Source organism: Geodermatophilus sp. SYSU D00525 (assembly GCF_054050475.1).
Genome location: NZ_JBJGZK010000021.1, coordinates 16,092 through 31,473, shown reverse-complemented (window position 1 = coordinate 31,473; position 15,382 = coordinate 16,092). Strand labels below are relative to the sequence as shown.

14 protein-coding genes are annotated in these 15,382 nt (G+C 75.4%); 8 read left to right on the top strand and 6 right to left on the bottom strand.

Features of this window, described 5'->3' with window-relative positions:
- Positions 1-121: 121 nt before the first annotated feature.
- Entirely contained in the window at positions 122-961 is an 840-nt protein-coding gene (locus tag ACI796_RS16730; protein WP_456942351.1) for a tyrosine-protein phosphatase, read from the top strand.
- Positions 962-1,183: 222 nt separating this feature from the next.
- Here the strand turns inward: ACI796_RS16730 and ACI796_RS16725 are convergent, their stop codons facing one another.
- A complete protein-coding gene (locus tag ACI796_RS16725) occupies positions 1,184-1,381 on the bottom strand; it encodes a hypothetical protein (RefSeq protein ID WP_456942350.1) in 198 nt (65 codons plus the stop codon).
- Positions 1,382-2,094: 713 nt separating this feature from the next.
- Here ACI796_RS16725 and ACI796_RS16720 point away from each other — a divergent pair.
- Positions 2,095-2,451, top strand: a complete 357-nt coding sequence (locus ACI796_RS16720; protein ID WP_456942349.1) for a hypothetical protein — start codon at positions 2,095-2,097, stop codon at positions 2,449-2,451.
- A gap of 229 nt (positions 2,452-2,680) precedes the next feature.
- Positions 2,681-3,901, top strand: coding sequence for an epoxide hydrolase family protein (locus ACI796_RS16715; RefSeq protein WP_456942348.1), 1,221 nt, complete (start codon positions 2,681-2,683; stop codon positions 3,899-3,901).
- An 85-nt stretch (positions 3,902-3,986) separates the two neighbouring features.
- On the opposite strand, the gene ACI796_RS16710 is transcribed toward ACI796_RS16715, so the two are convergent.
- The 3 genes from ACI796_RS16710 to ACI796_RS16700 all read right to left on the bottom strand — a co-directional run bounded on the left by ACI796_RS16710 (position 3,987) and on the right by ACI796_RS16700 (position 8,244).
- Complete coding sequence (locus tag ACI796_RS16710; RefSeq protein WP_456942347.1) at positions 3,987-6,077, bottom strand: diguanylate cyclase domain-containing protein; 2,091 nt, start codon at positions 6,075-6,077, stop codon at positions 3,987-3,989.
- A gap of 160 nt (positions 6,078-6,237) precedes the next feature.
- The gene (locus tag ACI796_RS16705) at positions 6,238-6,390 is read right to left on the bottom strand and encodes a hypothetical protein (protein ID WP_456927398.1); all 153 of its coding nucleotides are present in this window, start codon (positions 6,388-6,390) and stop codon (positions 6,238-6,240) included.
- 171 nt (positions 6,391-6,561) lie between these two features.
- Positions 6,562-8,244, bottom strand: a complete 1,683-nt coding sequence (locus tag ACI796_RS16700; RefSeq protein ID WP_456942346.1) for a putative PEP-binding protein — start codon at positions 8,242-8,244, stop codon at positions 6,562-6,564.
- Between the two features lie 190 nt (positions 8,245-8,434).
- On the opposite strand from ACI796_RS16700, the gene ACI796_RS16695 reads away from it, so the two are divergent.
- The 4 genes from ACI796_RS16695 to ACI796_RS16680 are packed head-to-tail and all read left to right on the top strand — an operon-like array spanning position 8,435 to position 12,683.
- Positions 8,435-9,202 carry a DeoR/GlpR family DNA-binding transcription regulator gene (locus tag ACI796_RS16695; protein ID WP_456942345.1) on the top strand — a complete coding sequence of 256 codons (768 nt, stop codon included), beginning with the start codon at positions 8,435-8,437 and terminating at the stop codon, positions 9,200-9,202.
- A complete protein-coding gene (locus ACI796_RS16690; RefSeq protein WP_456942344.1) occupies positions 9,199-10,209 on the top strand; it encodes a 1-phosphofructokinase family hexose kinase in 1,011 nt (336 codons plus the stop codon). The genes ACI796_RS16695 and ACI796_RS16690 overlap by 4 nt, the downstream gene beginning before the upstream one ends.
- A gap of 18 nt (positions 10,210-10,227) precedes the next feature.
- Positions 10,228-12,369, top strand: a complete 2,142-nt coding sequence (locus ACI796_RS16685) for a PTS fructose transporter subunit IIABC (RefSeq protein ID WP_456942343.1) — start codon at positions 10,228-10,230, stop codon at positions 12,367-12,369.
- Positions 12,370-12,422: 53 nt separating this feature from the next.
- Positions 12,423-12,683, top strand: a complete 261-nt coding sequence (locus ACI796_RS16680) for an HPr family phosphocarrier protein (RefSeq protein ID WP_456942342.1) — start codon at positions 12,423-12,425, stop codon at positions 12,681-12,683.
- A gap of 93 nt (positions 12,684-12,776) precedes the next feature.
- Here ACI796_RS16680 and ACI796_RS16675 read toward each other — a convergent pair whose 3' ends face one another.
- Positions 12,777-13,244: an SRPBCC family protein gene (locus ACI796_RS16675; RefSeq protein ID WP_456935240.1), complete on the bottom strand. Its 468-nt coding sequence runs from the start codon at positions 13,242-13,244 to the stop codon at positions 12,777-12,779.
- Positions 13,245-13,329: 85 nt separating this feature from the next.
- A complete protein-coding gene (locus ACI796_RS16670) occupies positions 13,330-14,496 on the bottom strand; it encodes an AGE family epimerase/isomerase (protein WP_456942341.1) in 1,167 nt (388 codons plus the stop codon).
- Positions 14,497-14,596: 100 nt separating this feature from the next.
- Between ACI796_RS16670 and ACI796_RS16665 the strand changes: the two genes are divergently transcribed.
- Positions 14,597-15,367 (top strand): SDR family NAD(P)-dependent oxidoreductase, encoded by a 771-nt coding sequence (locus ACI796_RS16665; RefSeq protein ID WP_456942340.1) that lies wholly within the window; start codon positions 14,597-14,599, stop codon positions 15,365-15,367.
- The last annotated feature ends 15 nt before the right edge of the window (positions 15,368-15,382 follow it).

The window sequence follows — 15,382 nt, the reverse complement described above, 5'->3', positions numbered from 1 at the left end:
GGGAGCCGCTCACGGGCTGCCCATGTCGGTGACCTCCACAGCCACACCCGCCCCTGTGGTGAGCGAGCACACGTCCCCGGCCGGCACGGGCCGTTCACCAGGGGGCCGTACCGTCGGACGGGTGACCTCGACCTCCGGTGACGTGCGCACCGACCGCTGGCTGCGGCTCGACGGGACGACCAACACGCGCGACCTGGGCGGCCTGCCCACCACCGACGGCGGCACCACCGCGTTCGGCCGCGTGCTGCGCAGCGACAACCTGCAGACCCTCAGCGACGACGACGTCCGGCGGCTGGTGGAGGACCTGGGCGTGCGCGAGGTGATCGACCTGCGCACCACGGCCGAGGTGCTGCTCGAGGGTCGCGGCCCGCTGCGCGCGGTCGCGGAGGTCACGCACCGGCACTTCAGCCTGCTGCCCGAGCGGGGCCACCACACCGACGTGTTCGCCGTCGAGGAGGACGAGGTCCCCGACCTGCCGGCCGACTGGGCCGAGACGGTGCTGCCGCGGCAGACCACCGAGGCCGACGAGGTCGAGCCGCCCGCGGTGCGCTCCTACCTCGGCTACCTGCACCACCGCCCCGAGAACGTGCTGGCGGCGCTGCGGGCGATCATCGCGAGCGACGGCGCGGCGGTCGTGCACTGCGCCGCGGGCAAGGACCGCACCGGCGTCGTCGCGATGTTCTCCCTGGCCGCGGCCGGGGTGCCCGACGAGGAGATCGTCGCCGACTACGCGCTGACCGCCGAGGTCATCGAGGCCCTGGTGGCGAAGCTGCGGCGGTCGCCGACGTACGCCGACGACATGACCCGCCGCGACGTCGCCAGCCACACGCCGCGGGCGGCGACCATGCAACGGCTGCTGGAGATCCTGGGCGAGCGGCACGGCGGGCCGCTGGGCTGGCTCGACGAGCACGGCTTCGGCGCCGCCGAGCAGGCCGCGCTGCGCGCGAGGCTCCGCGACTGACGCCGTTCCCGAGATCCTGAGCGGGCAGCGCGGGGCGTGTTCCAGCTCCGGATCGACCACTCAGGGGACACCGGCGACAGGCGTGAGCCCGTCCGACCGAGGGGCCAGAGACCAGATCCTGTCCTGCGGATCAGGCGGGCCGTCGCTACTGCAGGTGTCTCTGAGCGGCCCACTCAGGGACAGACCCTGGACGGTCAAGCAGAGCGCGGTGTGGCCACGAATTCATCCGGGGTCGCTCTTGCGCGCGAGCAGGACCAGGCCGGCCACCCCGAGCCCGATCGCGATGCCGGAGCACGCGATGACGATGAGCCCGATGGCCATACGCCCTTCCTCGAACCCGGGAACGCCGAGGCCGAGCATGACGACGAATCCGACCACGTCCGACAGCACACAACTGGCGTAGCCGATCCTGGTCACCACGGCAGGCACGTTCCCGGATCACCACCCCTGGACCGGCAACCTCGTTCATCCAGGTCAGCGACCTGGAGGCGGACTGGCACGGAGGCACGGGCTGTCGACGAAGCCGCCTTCAGGGGGACCTCTAGCGGACGTTGTCGAGGCTGCTCGTCGGCCGGTGTGTCCCGAGCGGCCCGCACATCTACTTCGGCGAGTCCGGGAGCGGCGGCGTGGATGCTACGGAGCAGCGGGCGAGGGGCCTCCGACTCTGGAGGCGGGAGGTCCCGAGACGTAGCGTCCCTCATGGCCAAGAAGCCCGTGGTGTGCCGACTCGGGGTCCATTCTTCCGTGTACGCGCATCCTCGCGACGAGCACCAGGGGCCGGATCAATACCGAGAGCAGGTGTGCCGTCGCTGCGGCAAGGGTCGCGACGATCACATCCTCGCCCTTCCGCGAAACTCTCCGCCAGGCCTTGGGCCAACCATCTTCGGCTGATCGTGCTGAGGCTTTCAGACAGCAGTGAGCCCCGCCGTCGTGATGAACTGGCGGGGTGCCGCCCACGGGGAGGGCGATGACCTGGCCGGGCAAGAGACACCCCGGATCCGCCTCCCCGGAACGCACCGGTCCAACTGACGTTCACCGATCCGTCGGTCACCGGGTGTGTCCCCAAGCGGCCCATCAAGGGACACGCCTACGCGACGATCTAGGGCCCACTTCGCTGCCGGCAGTGTGTGTGCATGAGCGAGCGGCACCGCCACGCGCGGCCTGGCTGGCCGCTGCTGATCGGCTCCCTCCCGCTCGTGTGCTTCTTGACCACCCTTGGCAGCTTCGGTGCCTGGTTCGGGCTGATGACCCAGTGCACCAACACCTACGACTGCACCACAACCAGTTGCGTCCCATGCCGCGAGACCAGTACCTGGCTGAACATCGGCTGGGCTGTACAGAGCGTGCTACTGCTGATCGGCACGGCCCTGGCTGTCCTCGGTGCACGCCGGCTCCACCTGCGCGCGGTCCGGCTGGCTGCCCTGCTCCTCGGCCGGGGGAGCATCCTGCTGTTCGCCGTCACCACCTCACTCGCCGGCCTCAGCTTCTAAGCCCGTGTCCCCAAGCGGCCCACTCAAGGACACCTGGCCGAGGACACCTGGCCGCCCTCAGCGAGAGCGTGCCGACAGGCCGGGATGGGCAATTCGTCTCTACTGCCACCGCGATGGCCAGGGCCAGAGTGGTCACGTCCTGGAAGCCCGAATCTCCGCCGGTGCTGCTGTGCGCTCGCGGCTCCGTCTCGGTCTGCGACTTCCCCCGCATCCGCATCGAGGACAGGCCATGACCACAGTCGAACAACGAGCCGGCATCCGTCCGTTCCACGTGGAGGTCCCGGAGGAGGCGCTGGCCGACCTGCGCCGCCGCCTCGCGGCGACGCGCTGGCCGTCCCGGGAGCTGGTCGAGGACCGCTCCCAGGGCGTGCAGTTGGCGACGATGCAGGCGCTGGCCCGCTACTGGGCGACCGACTACGACCTGCGCCGGGTCGAGGCCAGGCTGAACGCGGTGCCGCAGTTCACCACCGAGATCGACGGAGTGGACATCCACTTCATCCACGTCAGGTCACGGCACGAGAACGCGTTGCCACTGATCATGACGCACGGCTGGCCCGGCTCGGTCATCGAGCTGCTGGAGACCGTCGGCCCGCTGACCGACCCCACCGCGCACGGCGGCGCCCCCGAGGACGCCTTCCACCTGGTGCTGCCGTCGCTGCCCGGCTACGGCTTCTCGGGCGAGCCGACCGAGCTCGGCTGGGATGCCGGCCGCACCGCGCTCGCCTGGGCGGAGCTGATGCGTCGCCTCGGCTACACCCGCTACGTCGCGCAGGGCGGCGATCTGGGCGCCATCGTCACTGATGTGATGGCCCGCCAGGCACCCGAGGGGCTGGTAGGCATCCACACGAACTTCCTCGTGACGGTGCTGGCCGACCCCCCGCCGGAGGAGTCCGAGCAAGAACGCGCGGCTGCGGCTGCACTCGCCGAGTTCCAGGCCACCGGCTTCGCCTACTTCCTGGAGATGACCAATCGGCCGCAGACGATTGGCTACGCCCTGCTGGATTCACCCGTCGCCCTGGCGGCCTGGATGCTCGACCACGACACCGACAGCTACTACAAGATCTCCCGCGCCTTCCTCGACGGGCAGCCCGTGGGCAACCTCACGCGCGAGCACATCGTCGACAACATCACGCTGTACTGGCTGACGGGCACCGGGGCCTCGGCCGCCCGGTGGTACTGGGAGTTCGGACGGTTCGTGGCCGCAGCCCAGGCGTCCGGCCAGGCTCCTCCTGAGGTCTCGGTTCCGGTCGGCTTCACCACCTTCCCTGGTGAGATCTGGCGTACTTCGCGCAGCTGGGCCGAGAGGAGCTACCCCAACCTCACTTACTTCAACGAGGTCGACAGGGGCGGCCACTTCGCCGCCTGGGAGGAGCCGGCGCTCTTCACCTCCGAGGTGCGGGCCGCGTTCCGCCCGCTGCACACATCGGCGATCCCCGAGCCGCGTCGCTGATCATCGCCCGGCTTCAGGGCCACGACCTGTCCCTGAGGCCGCCTCCAGAGACAGCGGCCAGCCCGCAAGATCCGCAGGACAGGCCCTAGTCCGCCGTCCGCGGGGCCGGGGCCGGCGGGCGGTCGCGGTGCTTGTGCCGGTACATGGCCGCGTCCGCCTCGCGCAGCAGCCGCTCGGCGTCGCCGCCGGGGCCGGTGTGCACGGCGACGCCGGTGCTCGTGCCGACCGCCGCGGGCACGCCGTCGAGCCGGAACGGCTCGGTGAAGGCCGCCGCCACCCGGCCGACGACCGCCTCGGCGTCGGCCGGTGCGGCCAGCCGGGGCAGCAGGACCGCGAACTCGTCGCCGCTGAGCCGGCCGACGGTGTCACCGGGGCGCACCGCGGCCCGCAGCCGGGCCGACACCTGGCGCAGCAGCTCGTCGCCGGCCGCGTGGCCGAGGGTGTCGTTGACCGCCTTGAACCGGTCGAGGTCGCAGAACAGCACGCCGACGGAGCCGGTGGGGGCGACGGCGGCGAGCGCGGCGGCCAGCCGGTCGCGGAACAGCACCCGGTTGGGCAGGCCGGTGAGCGCGTCGTGGGTGGCCTGGTGCCGGACGGTCTCCAGCAGCCGGGCCTTCTGCAGCGCGGTGGAGGCCTGGTCGCCGACACCGCGCAGCCGGGCGAGGACGTCGGCGTCGAGGGCCTGGCTGACCTCGCCGTCGGCCCAGCTGGCGGTGACCACGCCGAGGAACGTGGTGCCGGCGAGCAGCGGGACGGCGACGACGTCGGTGAGGTGCATGGCGGCGAGCAGGTCGCGCATCGGGGCGCTGGCGCCGGTCGCGCTGACCACGCGGGGCTCGCGGTCGGTGAGGATGCCGAAGACCTCGGGCACGTCCCCGGCCCGCAGGGTCGCCGACCGCAGGACCTCCTCCTGCCCCGGGGACAGCCCGGCACAGGACTCCGCCCGCAGGACGCCGCCGGCCGGGTCCCACAGCAGGACGCCGGAGCTGCCGCAGCCCACGATCCCGGGCAGCGCCCGGGCGACCACGGCGCAGACCTCCGCCGCCCCGCCCGCCTGGGCCAGGCCGTGGGCCAGCTCCAGGAGGGCGCCGGCCCGGCGGGCCTCGAGCCGGCTGTCCTCGAGGGCCAGCACGAGGTCGAGGGCGGCCGCGGCGTGGCCGGCGTAGGCGGCGAGCATGGACCGCTCGTCGCCGAGGCCGCCGTCGCCGGGGCGGTGGAGCGCGGCCAGCCGGCCGTGGGTCCGGCGGGCGGAGGCGACGTCGACGGTGACCGCGCCGGGGCCCAGGTCGTCGCCGGCGAGCAGCCGCGCGACCAGCGGCGGCACCTCGTCGGGGGCCAGGCCCGAGCTGTGCACGAGCGGGGCGCCGCCGCGCGGGGAGGAGACGGCGAGCAGGTAGGCGGGGGCGAGGACGGCGGCGGCCGCGCGGTCGACGATCCGCCGCAGGACGGTCTCGAGGTCCCCGCCCTCGACCAGGTCGGTGGCCGCCGACTGCAGGCTGCGGACCTGCTGGCGCAGCGCGACGAGCTCGGGGTCGGCGGCGTCCGGGCCGCGGCGCCGGCGCGGCCACCGGCCGCGGCGCTCCCAGGTCAGGTGGTAGACGCAGGCCGCAGCACCGGAGGACTCGCACTCCTCGTGGACGACGGCGGCCGGGGCCAGGCCGAAGATGGTCGGCACCATGCTGATCAGCCCGCGCGCGTAGTCGCAGTCCAGCCGCGAGTGCACGTACCCCTCGTGCAGCCGGTAGCGCAGCGTCGCGGACGTGGCGTCGGACCGGAGCACCTCCATCGTGGAGGTGGTGGAGAAGTTGGCGACCGCGCGCGGCAGCCGGGCGAACACCTGCCGCGGTGAGCCCATGGCCCGCACGAGGACGACCAGGCTGGGGTTCATCCCGGTGCGCAGGGACTCCGCGCCGAGGCGGTACATGGCGCCGGGGTCGCCGAGGACCTCGGTGGCCGCGGCGAACAGGCGGATCCGGGTGTCGTAGCTGGTCCACGTCGCGGGCCGGGACAGCTCGGCGGCCGTGAACGGCACGCCCGCGCGGCGCAGGACCTCCTCGACCGCCTCGTCGCCGGCCTGCTGGCGGACGAAGGCGAGGACCAGCCCGGTGGTGGCACCCGACGTCTCACGGGCCTCCACCGGTGGGACGGTCCCGTCCGCGGGTCCTGCTGCGCTCACGCCGGGACGATCGGCAGGCGGGGCCGCCGGGTTGAGCGGGGCGGTGAGGTCCGGGGCGCCGCTCCCCCGTGCGGGGGAGCCCCCCCGGACAGCAGTCGGCCCCGGGCTGCGGAGGCAGACCGGGGCCGTGCAGGTACGCCGCCCAGGAGGCGGCCCGCCGTCAGAACCCGCGCGTGTAGAACGAGTTGCTGTTGGCCATGGTGAGCAGCTCGTCGCGCATCGCCGGGCTGCTGCTGCGGGCGAGGGCCCGGTCGATGGCCCGCCGCGTGCGAGCCGCCTGCCGACGCTGCCGCCAGGTGGTCCCGATGGACATGTCCGTGTCTCCTCTTCGGCGCTTCTTCGTCGTCGTGCACCTGTAGTAAAGCAGGTGAGGCCGCGAGTATTCCGAAGGATCACAGGGCGTGTCAGCAGATGTCCGACGATCGTTCACCCCAGAGGGTGGGATCGGTCACGATGCGACGGCGTCCGGCCGCCGGCACCGGCGTCAGGCGCGGGCGAGCACCGCCCGGGCGGCGGCCCGGCCGGCCCGCGGGTCGTCGGCGGCCAGCGCGGCGGCCGCGGCCTCCCGGCAGGCGGCGAGGTCGACCGTGGCCAGCCGCGCGCCGACCCCGGCGACGGCGGAGCCGGCGCAGGACAGCGAGGTGACGCCGAGGCCGACGAGGACGCAGGCGAGCAGCGGGTCGGCGGCGGCCTCGCCGCAGACGCCGACCGGCTTGCCGGCCCGCCGGCCCGCAGCCGCGGTCAGCTCCACCAGCGCCAGCAGCGCCGGCTGCCACGGGTCGGTGAGGTCGGCCAGGTCGGCGGAGAGCCGGTCGGCGGCCAGCGCGTACTGCGACAGGTCGTTGGTGCCGATGGACAGGAAGTCGACGTGCCGGAGCACCCGGTCGGCCAGCAGCGCCGCCGAGGGCACCTCGACCATGACGCCGGGCACCAACCCCCGCTCGCGCACCCGGGCGGCGAAGTCCGCGGCCTCGCCCTCGGTGGCCACCATGGGCGCCATCACCCAGGGCGTGGCACCGGTGCGGCGGGCGGCCTCGGCGACGGCGTCGAGTTGGCGGTCGAGCAGGCCGGGGTCGCGGCGGGCCACCCGCAGACCGCGGACGCCGAGCGCGGGGTTGGCCTCCTCGGGCGGCGTCGCGAACTCCAGCGGCTTGTCCGAGCCGGCGTCGAGGGTGCGCAGGACGACCCGGCGGCCGGCCGCGGCCTCGAGGACGTCGGCGTAGCCGCGCGCCTGCTCCTCGACGGTCGGCTCGGCGGCCCGGCCGAGGAAGGCGAGCTCGGTGCGGAACAGACCGACACCCTCGGCGTGCGCGGCCAGCGCCGCCCGGGTGCCGTCGCCGTCCTGCACGTTGGCCAGCACGGGCACCGGGACGCCGTCGCGCGTGGCGGCCGGCCCCTGGTAGGCGGCCAGGGCCTCGGCCGCGCGGCGGGCGGCGTCGAGCTGGCCGGCGGCCACCGCCGGGTCCGGGTCGACGGTGACGGTGCCCTCCTCGGCGTCGAGCAGGACGGTCGCGCCGGCGGGGACGGCGTCCAGGCCCTCGACCGCGACGACGAGGGGCAGGCCCAGCTGGCGGGCGATGATCGCGGTGTGGCTGGTGGTCCCGCCCAGGCGGGTGGCCAGCCCGACGATGCGGGCGGGGTCGAGGCCGGCGGTGTCGGCCGGGGCGAGGTCGTCGGCGAGCAGGACCGAGGGCTGCGCGGGCGCGGGGACGCCGGGCTCGCCCTGGCCGGTCAGCTCGGCGACGACGCGGTCGCGGACGTCGCGCACGTCGGTCACCCGCTCGGCCATGACGCCGCCGAGCGAGGTGAAGACGTCGACGAACTGTTGTGCGGCCTGCACCGTCGCCACCGCGGCGGGGACGCCGGTGCCGATCCGCTGCTCCACCGCGCCGAGCAGCCCGCGGTCGCGCGCCATCCCGGCGGTCGCCGACAGCACCTCGGCCGTCATCCCGGTCGCCGCGGCGGCCCGGTCGGCCAGGCGGCCCGCGACCGTCTCGGCGGCCGCGGTGAAGCGCGCCCGCTCCTCCTCCCGTGCCGGCTCCGGCAGCTCGTCGAACGCCTCGGCGGGCAGCCGGACGGCGCCGGAGGGGCGGACGACGGGGCCGAGGACCACGCCGGGGACGACCGGGGTCCCGGTGAGGACGGTGCTGGCGGCGGTGGTGGACATGCGGACCTCGCGTGGGTCGGAGGGATGTCGGTCGGGGACCTCGTCGTCCGTCGGTGACCACAATCACGAAAACGTGTTGACTTGTCAACGTAACCAACGTACAACCACAAAGACACAAGCCCGTTCCCACACGTTCGGGCACTGCCGCCGGTCTCCTCAGGATGCCGGTGACCACCGAGGGGGTCGACGGGTGTACGCCGAGGAGCGTCAGCAGGCCATCGCCACGCTGGTCGCCGAGCAGGGGCGGATCGCGGTCACCGCGGTGGCCGAGCAGTTCGGGGTCACCACCGAGACGGTGCGCCGGGACCTCGCCGTCCTGGAGCGGGCCGGCGTCCTGCGGCGCGTGCACGGCGGCGCCGTGCCCGCCGGGTCGCTCACGCTCATGGAGACGGCGCTGGCCGAGCGCAACGCCACCCGTGCCGAGGCCAAGCGCAAGATCGCCTCGGCGGCGCTGGACCTGCTGCCCGGCCGCGGCGGCAGCCTGCTGCTCGACGGCGGCAGCACCACCGCCGCGCTGGCCGAGGTCCTGCCGGTCGACCGGTCGCTGTTCGTGGCCACCAACGCGGTGCCGATCGCCGCCCGGCTGGCCAACGCGCCGGGTGTGACGCTGCACCTGCTCGGCGGCCGGGTCCGCGGGCTCACCCAGTGCGCGGTCGGCGAGACGCCGGTGCGGGCGCTGGCCGAGCTGCGGGTCGACGTCGCGTTCCTCGGCACCAACGGCATCACCCCCGGCCACGGCCTGACCACCCCGGACGAGGCCGAGGCCTCGGTGAAGCGGGCGATGGTGCGCTCCGGGCAGCGGGTGGTCGTGCTGGCCGACAGCAGCAAGCTCGGCCGCGAGCACCTGGTCCGCTTCGCCTCCCTCGACGACGTCGACGTCGTGGTCACCGACGACGGCGCCGACCCCGCGGTCCTCGACGAGCTGGACGCCGCGGGCGTCGAGGTCGTGGTCGCGTGAGCGGGGGACGCGTCGTCACGCTGACGGCCAACCCGAGCCTGGACCGGACGCTGGCCCTCCCCGGCGCGCTGGCCCGCGGCGAGGTCGCCCGCCTGGGGGCGAGCTCCACCGAGCCCGGCGGCAAGGGGGTCAACGTCGCCCGCGCGCTGGCCGCCGCCGGCGCCGACGTCCTCGCCGTCGTGCCCGCCGACCCCACCGACCCGCTGGTCGCCGCGCTGCACGCGCTGGACCTGCCGCTGGTCACCGTGCCCACCGGAGCCCCGGTGCGCACCAACTACTCGCTCACCGAGCCCGACGGCACCACCACCAAGTTGAACGAGCCGGGCACCCCGCTCGACGCCGGCCTGCGCGCCGCGCTCGCCGCCGCCGTGGCCGCGGCCGCCGCGGGCGCGCGCTGGGTGGTGCTGTCCGGCTCGCTGCCGCCCGGCACGCCGGAGGACTGGTACGCCGAGCTGGTCCGCGCCGTCCGGGGCACCGGCGCCCGGGTCGCCGTCGACACCTCCGAGGCGCCGCTGCGGGCGCTGCTCGCCGCCGGTCCGGCGTCCGCGCCGGATCTCCTCAAGCCCAACGCCGAGGAGCTGGCCCAGGTCGCCGGCACGACCGAGGCCGCGCTGCTCGCCGACCCCGCCGTCCTCCTCGCGGCGGTGCGGGCGCTGCACGCCGGCGGCGTCGGCGAGGTGCTGCTGACCCTGGGCGGTGCCGGCGCGGTGCTGTCCACCGCCGACGGCGTGTGGTCGGCGCGCGCGCCGCGGATCGCCGTCCGCAGCACCGTCGGGGCCGGCGACTCGAGCCTGGCCGGCCACCTGCTGGCCGACCTGGCCGGCGCCCCGCCCGCCGAGCGGCTGCGCCGCGCGGTCGCCACCGGCTCGGCCGCCGCCGCGCTGCCGGGTTCCGCCGTCCCCACGCCGCAGCAGGTCCACCCGGACGCCGTCGAGGTGTCCCCTGGCCTGCCCGGCACCCCTCCCCACCCCGAGCCCGTCCCGGCCGCCGGCCGCGACGTCCCCTGACGCCCCGGAAGGTCCGTCATGTCCGCACTCATCACGCCCGAGCTGGTCGTCCTCGACGCCGACCTCGGCTCCGACAAGGCCGCGGTCGTCCGCCGGCTGGCCGGCCTGGTGGCCGACGCCGGCCGGGCCACCGGCGCCGAGGCGCTCGCCGGCGACGCGCTCGCCCGCGAGGCGCAGGCCGCCACGGGCCTGCCCGGCGGCATCGCCATCCCGCACTGCCGGTCGGCCGCGGTCACCCAGGCCTCGCTGGCCTTCGCCCGGCTCGCCCCGGGGGTCGACTTCGGCGCCGCGGACGGCCCGGCCGACCTGGTCTTCCTCATCGCCGCGCCCGCCGCCGGGGACGCCGACCACCTCACCCTGCTCTCCGCGCTCGCCCGCGCGCTGGTCCGGCCGGACTTCGTGGCCTCCCTGCGGGCCGCGGGCTCGGCGGAGGACGTCGTCCGGCTGGTCGAGGAGGTCGTCTCCCCGCAGCCCGCGGCCGGCGCGACCGCCGCCCCCTCGGTCCCGGCCCCCGCCACCGCCCCGGCCGCCGCGGCGCCGTCGGCCGCCCCCGCCGACGCTCCTGCCGCCGCCCCGGCCGTGCGGCGGAGGCTGGTCGCCGTCAGCGCCTGCCCGACCGGCATCGCGCACACCTACATGGCCGCCGACAAGCTCACCGCCGCGGCGCAGGCCGCCGGCGTCGACCTGGTGGTCGAGACCCAGGGCTCCTCGGGCGCCACCCCGCTGGACCCGGCGGTGATCCGCGACGCCGAGGCGGTGGTCTTCGCCGTCGACGTCGGCGTCCGGGACCGCGACCGGTTCGCCGGCAAGCCGGTCGTCCAGGCCGGCACCAAGCGCGCCATCAACGACCCCGACGGCATGATCCGCGAGGCGCTGGCCGCCGCCGACGACCCGAACGCCCGCCGCGTGCCCGGTGGCACCGGCGGTGAGGCCGCCGCGGCCGCCCCGGCCGGCCGGCCGAGCACCGGCGCGGAGATCCGCCGCTGGCTGCTCACCGGCGTCAGCTACATGATCCCGTTCGTCGCGGCCGGCGGCCTGCTCATCGCGCTGGGCTACGCCTTCGGCGGATACCAGATCCAGCTCACCGACCCCGATTCCGCGGCAGGGCAGAGCTACGCTCTGAACTGGGTGCTCAACAACAGCTTCCTCGACCTCCCGAGCGCCTCGGGCGTCGAGGGCCTCAACGACGGCTTCCTCGGCTACCTCGGCGCGATCTGCTTCGTGCTGGGAGGGGCGGCCTTCGGCTTCCTGGTGCCGGCGCTGGCCGGCTACATCGCCTACGCGATCGCCGACCGACCCGGCATCGCCCCGGGCTTCATCATCGGGGCGGTCTCGGTGACCATGAGCGCCGGCTTCCTGGGCGGCCTCGTCGGCGGCATCCTCGCCGGCCTGGTAGCCCGGTGGATCGCCTCCTGGCGGCTGCCCTCCGGTGTCCGTGGCCTCCAGCCGGTCGTGATCATCCCGCTGCTGGCCACGCTGATCTCCAGCGGCATCATGGTCGCGCTGCTCGGCCGCCCGCTGGCCGCCGCGCTCGAGGGCCTCGGCAACTGGCTCAACGGCCTGAGCGGCACCTCGGCGGTCCTGCTCGGGATCATCCTCGGCCTGATGATGTGCTTCGACCTCGGCGGCCCGGTCAACAAGGCGGCCTACCTGTTCGCCACGGCCGGCCTGGCCTCGCAGACCAGCGGCTCGCTGGTGATCATGGCCACGGTCATGGCCGCGGGCATGGTCCCGCCGCTGGCGATGGCGCTGTCCACCGCCGTCCGGCCCCGCCTGTACACCCCGGCCGAGCGCGACAACGGCAAGGCCGCCTGGCTGCTGGGCGCCTCGTTCATCTCCGAGGGCGCCATCCCGTTCGCCGCGGCCGACCCGCTGCGGGTCATCCCGTCGATGATGCTCGGCGGGGCCACCACCGGCGCGATCGTCGCCTCCAGCGGCGTGGAGCTGCGGGCGCCCCACGGCGGCATCTTCGTGTTCTTCGCGATGAACAACGTGCTGGTGTTCGTGCTCGCGCTGGTCGCCGGCACTGTGGTCGGCGCCCTGGCGGTCACCATCGCCAAGAGCATCGGCCGGCCGAAGGTCGAGGACGTCCCCGAGGACGCCGTCGACCTGGCCCACGCGCACACCGCGACGACCGTCAGCGCGCCCGCACGCGCCTGACACGGCAGGCTCGACCCCACCCACCCACCCCGAGCAGCGAGGACACCCACCCCATGCCCAGTCAGACCGTCACCGTCGGCTCCCGGGTCGGCCTGCACGCCCGCCCCGCCGCGCTCATCGCGGAGGCCGTGGGCAAGGCCGGCGTCCCGGTCACCCTGGCCACTCCTGGAGGCAACCCCGTCGACGCCGGCTCGCCGCTGATGATCATGACGCTCGGCGCCCAGAAGGGCGCCGAGGTCACCGTGACCAGCGACGACGCCGCGGTGGTCGAGCACATCGCCGGCCTGGTGGCCCAGGACCTCGACGCCGAGTGACCCGACCGGCGGGAACGGCCGTTCCTGCCGCCCCCGGACGGACGACGGCGCCCGCCCCCTCGGCCGAGGGGGCGGGCGCCGTCGTCCGTGCGGCTACTGCTGGTCCGGGCGCGGGACGTCGCCGCGCCAGGCGCCGGTCTCGGTGCCGCGGCTCTCGATGAACTCCTTGAACCGCTGGGCGTCGGCCTTGACCTGGCGGTCGTCGAAGCCGAGCGCGGCGCCGGCCTTCTCCACGATGCCCTGCGGCTCCCAGTCGATCTGGATCATCACGCGGGTCTTGCTGTCGTCGAGGCGGTGGAAGGTCACGACGCCGGCGTGCTTGGCCTCGCCGCCGGTGCTCGCCCAGGCCACCCGCTCCTCGGGGTGCTGCTCGGTGATCTCGGCGTCGAACTCGCGCTTGACGCCGTCGATGTTGGTGACCCAGTGGGTGAGCGTGTCGTTCACCTGGGTGATGCGCTCGACCCCGCCCATGAACTGCGGGAAGGACTCGAACTGCGTCCACTGGTCGTAGGCGACACGGATGGGGACGTCGACGTCGACGGATTCCTGCACGCTGGCCACGGGAACGTTCCTCCTTGCTCGGGACTCGTTGCGGTCGCGGATCCCCTACCCCACCTCGCTGGAGCGGACACACCGACCGGCCTGGTCAGCGCAGCGCCGCGGCCACGCTCCCCCGCACCGGGGCGCCCTCGAGCAGCAGCACCTGCGCCAGGTGGTAGGCGTCCGGCTGCCCCGCCCAGGTGCCGGTGGCCACCTCGCCCGACGGCGTGAGCTCGTGGTGCCAGTTGCCGGTGGCCGGGTCGGCGAAGCGCTCCTCGCCGTGCGCCCGCCAGGCCGCGGCCAGGTCGGCGTAGCGGTCCTCGCCGGTGACCGCGCCGAGCACGGTGGCCGCCGCCACCGCCTCGCACAGCACCCAGTGCATCCGCGCGGTCACCACCGGCCGGTCGTCCCAGCCCAGCGTGTACGGGAAGCCCGGCTGCCCGTCGGCGGCCCAGCCCCGGCCGGCGGCGGCGTCGAACAGCCCGACCGCGTCGTCGAGCAGCCAGGCGGGCGCGCTGTCGCCCAGCGCCGCGCGCAGGTGCAGGCACAGCCGCGACCACTCGAACTGGTGCCCGACGGTCACGCCGTAGGGCCGGAACGGGTCGGCCGGCCGGTCCCGGTTGTGCTCGGGCAGCGGCGTCCAGGCGGCGTCGTAGTGCTCCGGGAGCCGCCAGTCCCGCTCGCGGGCCCAGCCGTGCACGATCCGCTCCGTGCTGCGCAGCGCGTGCCCGCGCAGCCGGGCGGCGTGCTCCCCGCCGAGCGCGTCGGCCGCGGCCAGCGTGGCCTCGACGCCGTGCATGTTGGCGTTGGCACCGCGGTAGTCCGACAGCCGCGACCAGTCCGCGGTCCACTCCTCGACGGCCAGGCCCGCGTCGTCGTCCCAGAAGTGCCGGTCCCACACCGCCAGCGCCTCGTCGAGCAGCGCCGCGCCCCCGTCGACGCCGGCGGCCGTGGACGTCGCGCCCGCGAGGACGGCGAAGGCGTGCACGTACGCGCTCTTCGTGTCGTCGTCCTCCGCCGCCCGCCAGCCGCCGTGCGTCCCGTCGTGCAGCGGCCCCTCGCGCAGCGCCGCGAGGCCGTGACGGACCAGTTCCTCCGCACCGGGCCGGCCCAGCAGGGTCGCCAGCGCGAAGACGTGGGTCATCCGCGCGACGATCCAGGTCTCCTGCGGGCGGCCGGGCACGAGGGCGCCGTCGGCACCGAGGTAGCCGAACCCGCCCTCGGGCACCCGGGCGCGGGCGGCGGCGGCGAGCAGCCGGTCGAGGTCTGTCACCCCGCCAGCCTGCCCGCGATCATGGCGCCGTGACCACCCGGCGGACCGGATCGGTGGTCACGGCGCCGTGATCGCCGACGACCGGGCCGGAGGAGCAGCAGTGGACGCGTACGTGGTGACCGGCGGCGGGAGGGGAATCGGGCGCGCGGTGGCCGAGCGGCTGCTCGCCGGCGGGGCCGCCGTGGTGGTCGTGGACCTCGACCCGGACGCCGTCGGCTGGGTGGCGGGCCACGCCGCCGCGGGACGGGTGGCCGCGGTCGTCGGCAGCGCCGCCGACGAGGAGGTGGCCGGGCGCGCCGCGGACCGGGCGGAGGAGCTCGGGCGGCTGGCCGGGTGGGTGAACAACGCGGCGGTCTTCCGCGACGCCGGCCTCGGCACCGCGCCGGCGGGCCAGGTCCTGGACCTGGTGACCGCCAACCTGGCGCCGGCGGTGGTCGGCTGCGCGGTCGCGGTGCGCCGGTTCCGCGGCGCCGGCACCGGCGGGTCGATCGTCAACGTCTCCAGCCACCAGGCGCAGCGTCCGGTGCGGGGCGCGCTGCCCTACGCGACGGCCAAGGCCGCCGTCGAGGGGCTGACCCGGGCGGCCGCCGTCGACCACGGCCCGGACGGCATCCGGGTCAACGCCGTGGCGCTCGGCTCCATCCGGACCGAGCGTTACGACGCCGCGCTCGCCGCGCAGGACGGGCAGGCCGCCGAGCGCACGCGCCGCCAGATGGCCGCCCTGCACCCGCTCGGCCGGGTGGGCCGGGCGGAGGAGGTCGCGGACGTGGTGGCCTGGCTGCTGTCGGACGCCGCGGGCTTCGTCACCGGGGCGGTCGTCCCCGTCGACGGAGGACGTGCGGCGTACGGCCCCGACCCCGAGGAGCGCTGACCCCGGGGCCGGGCC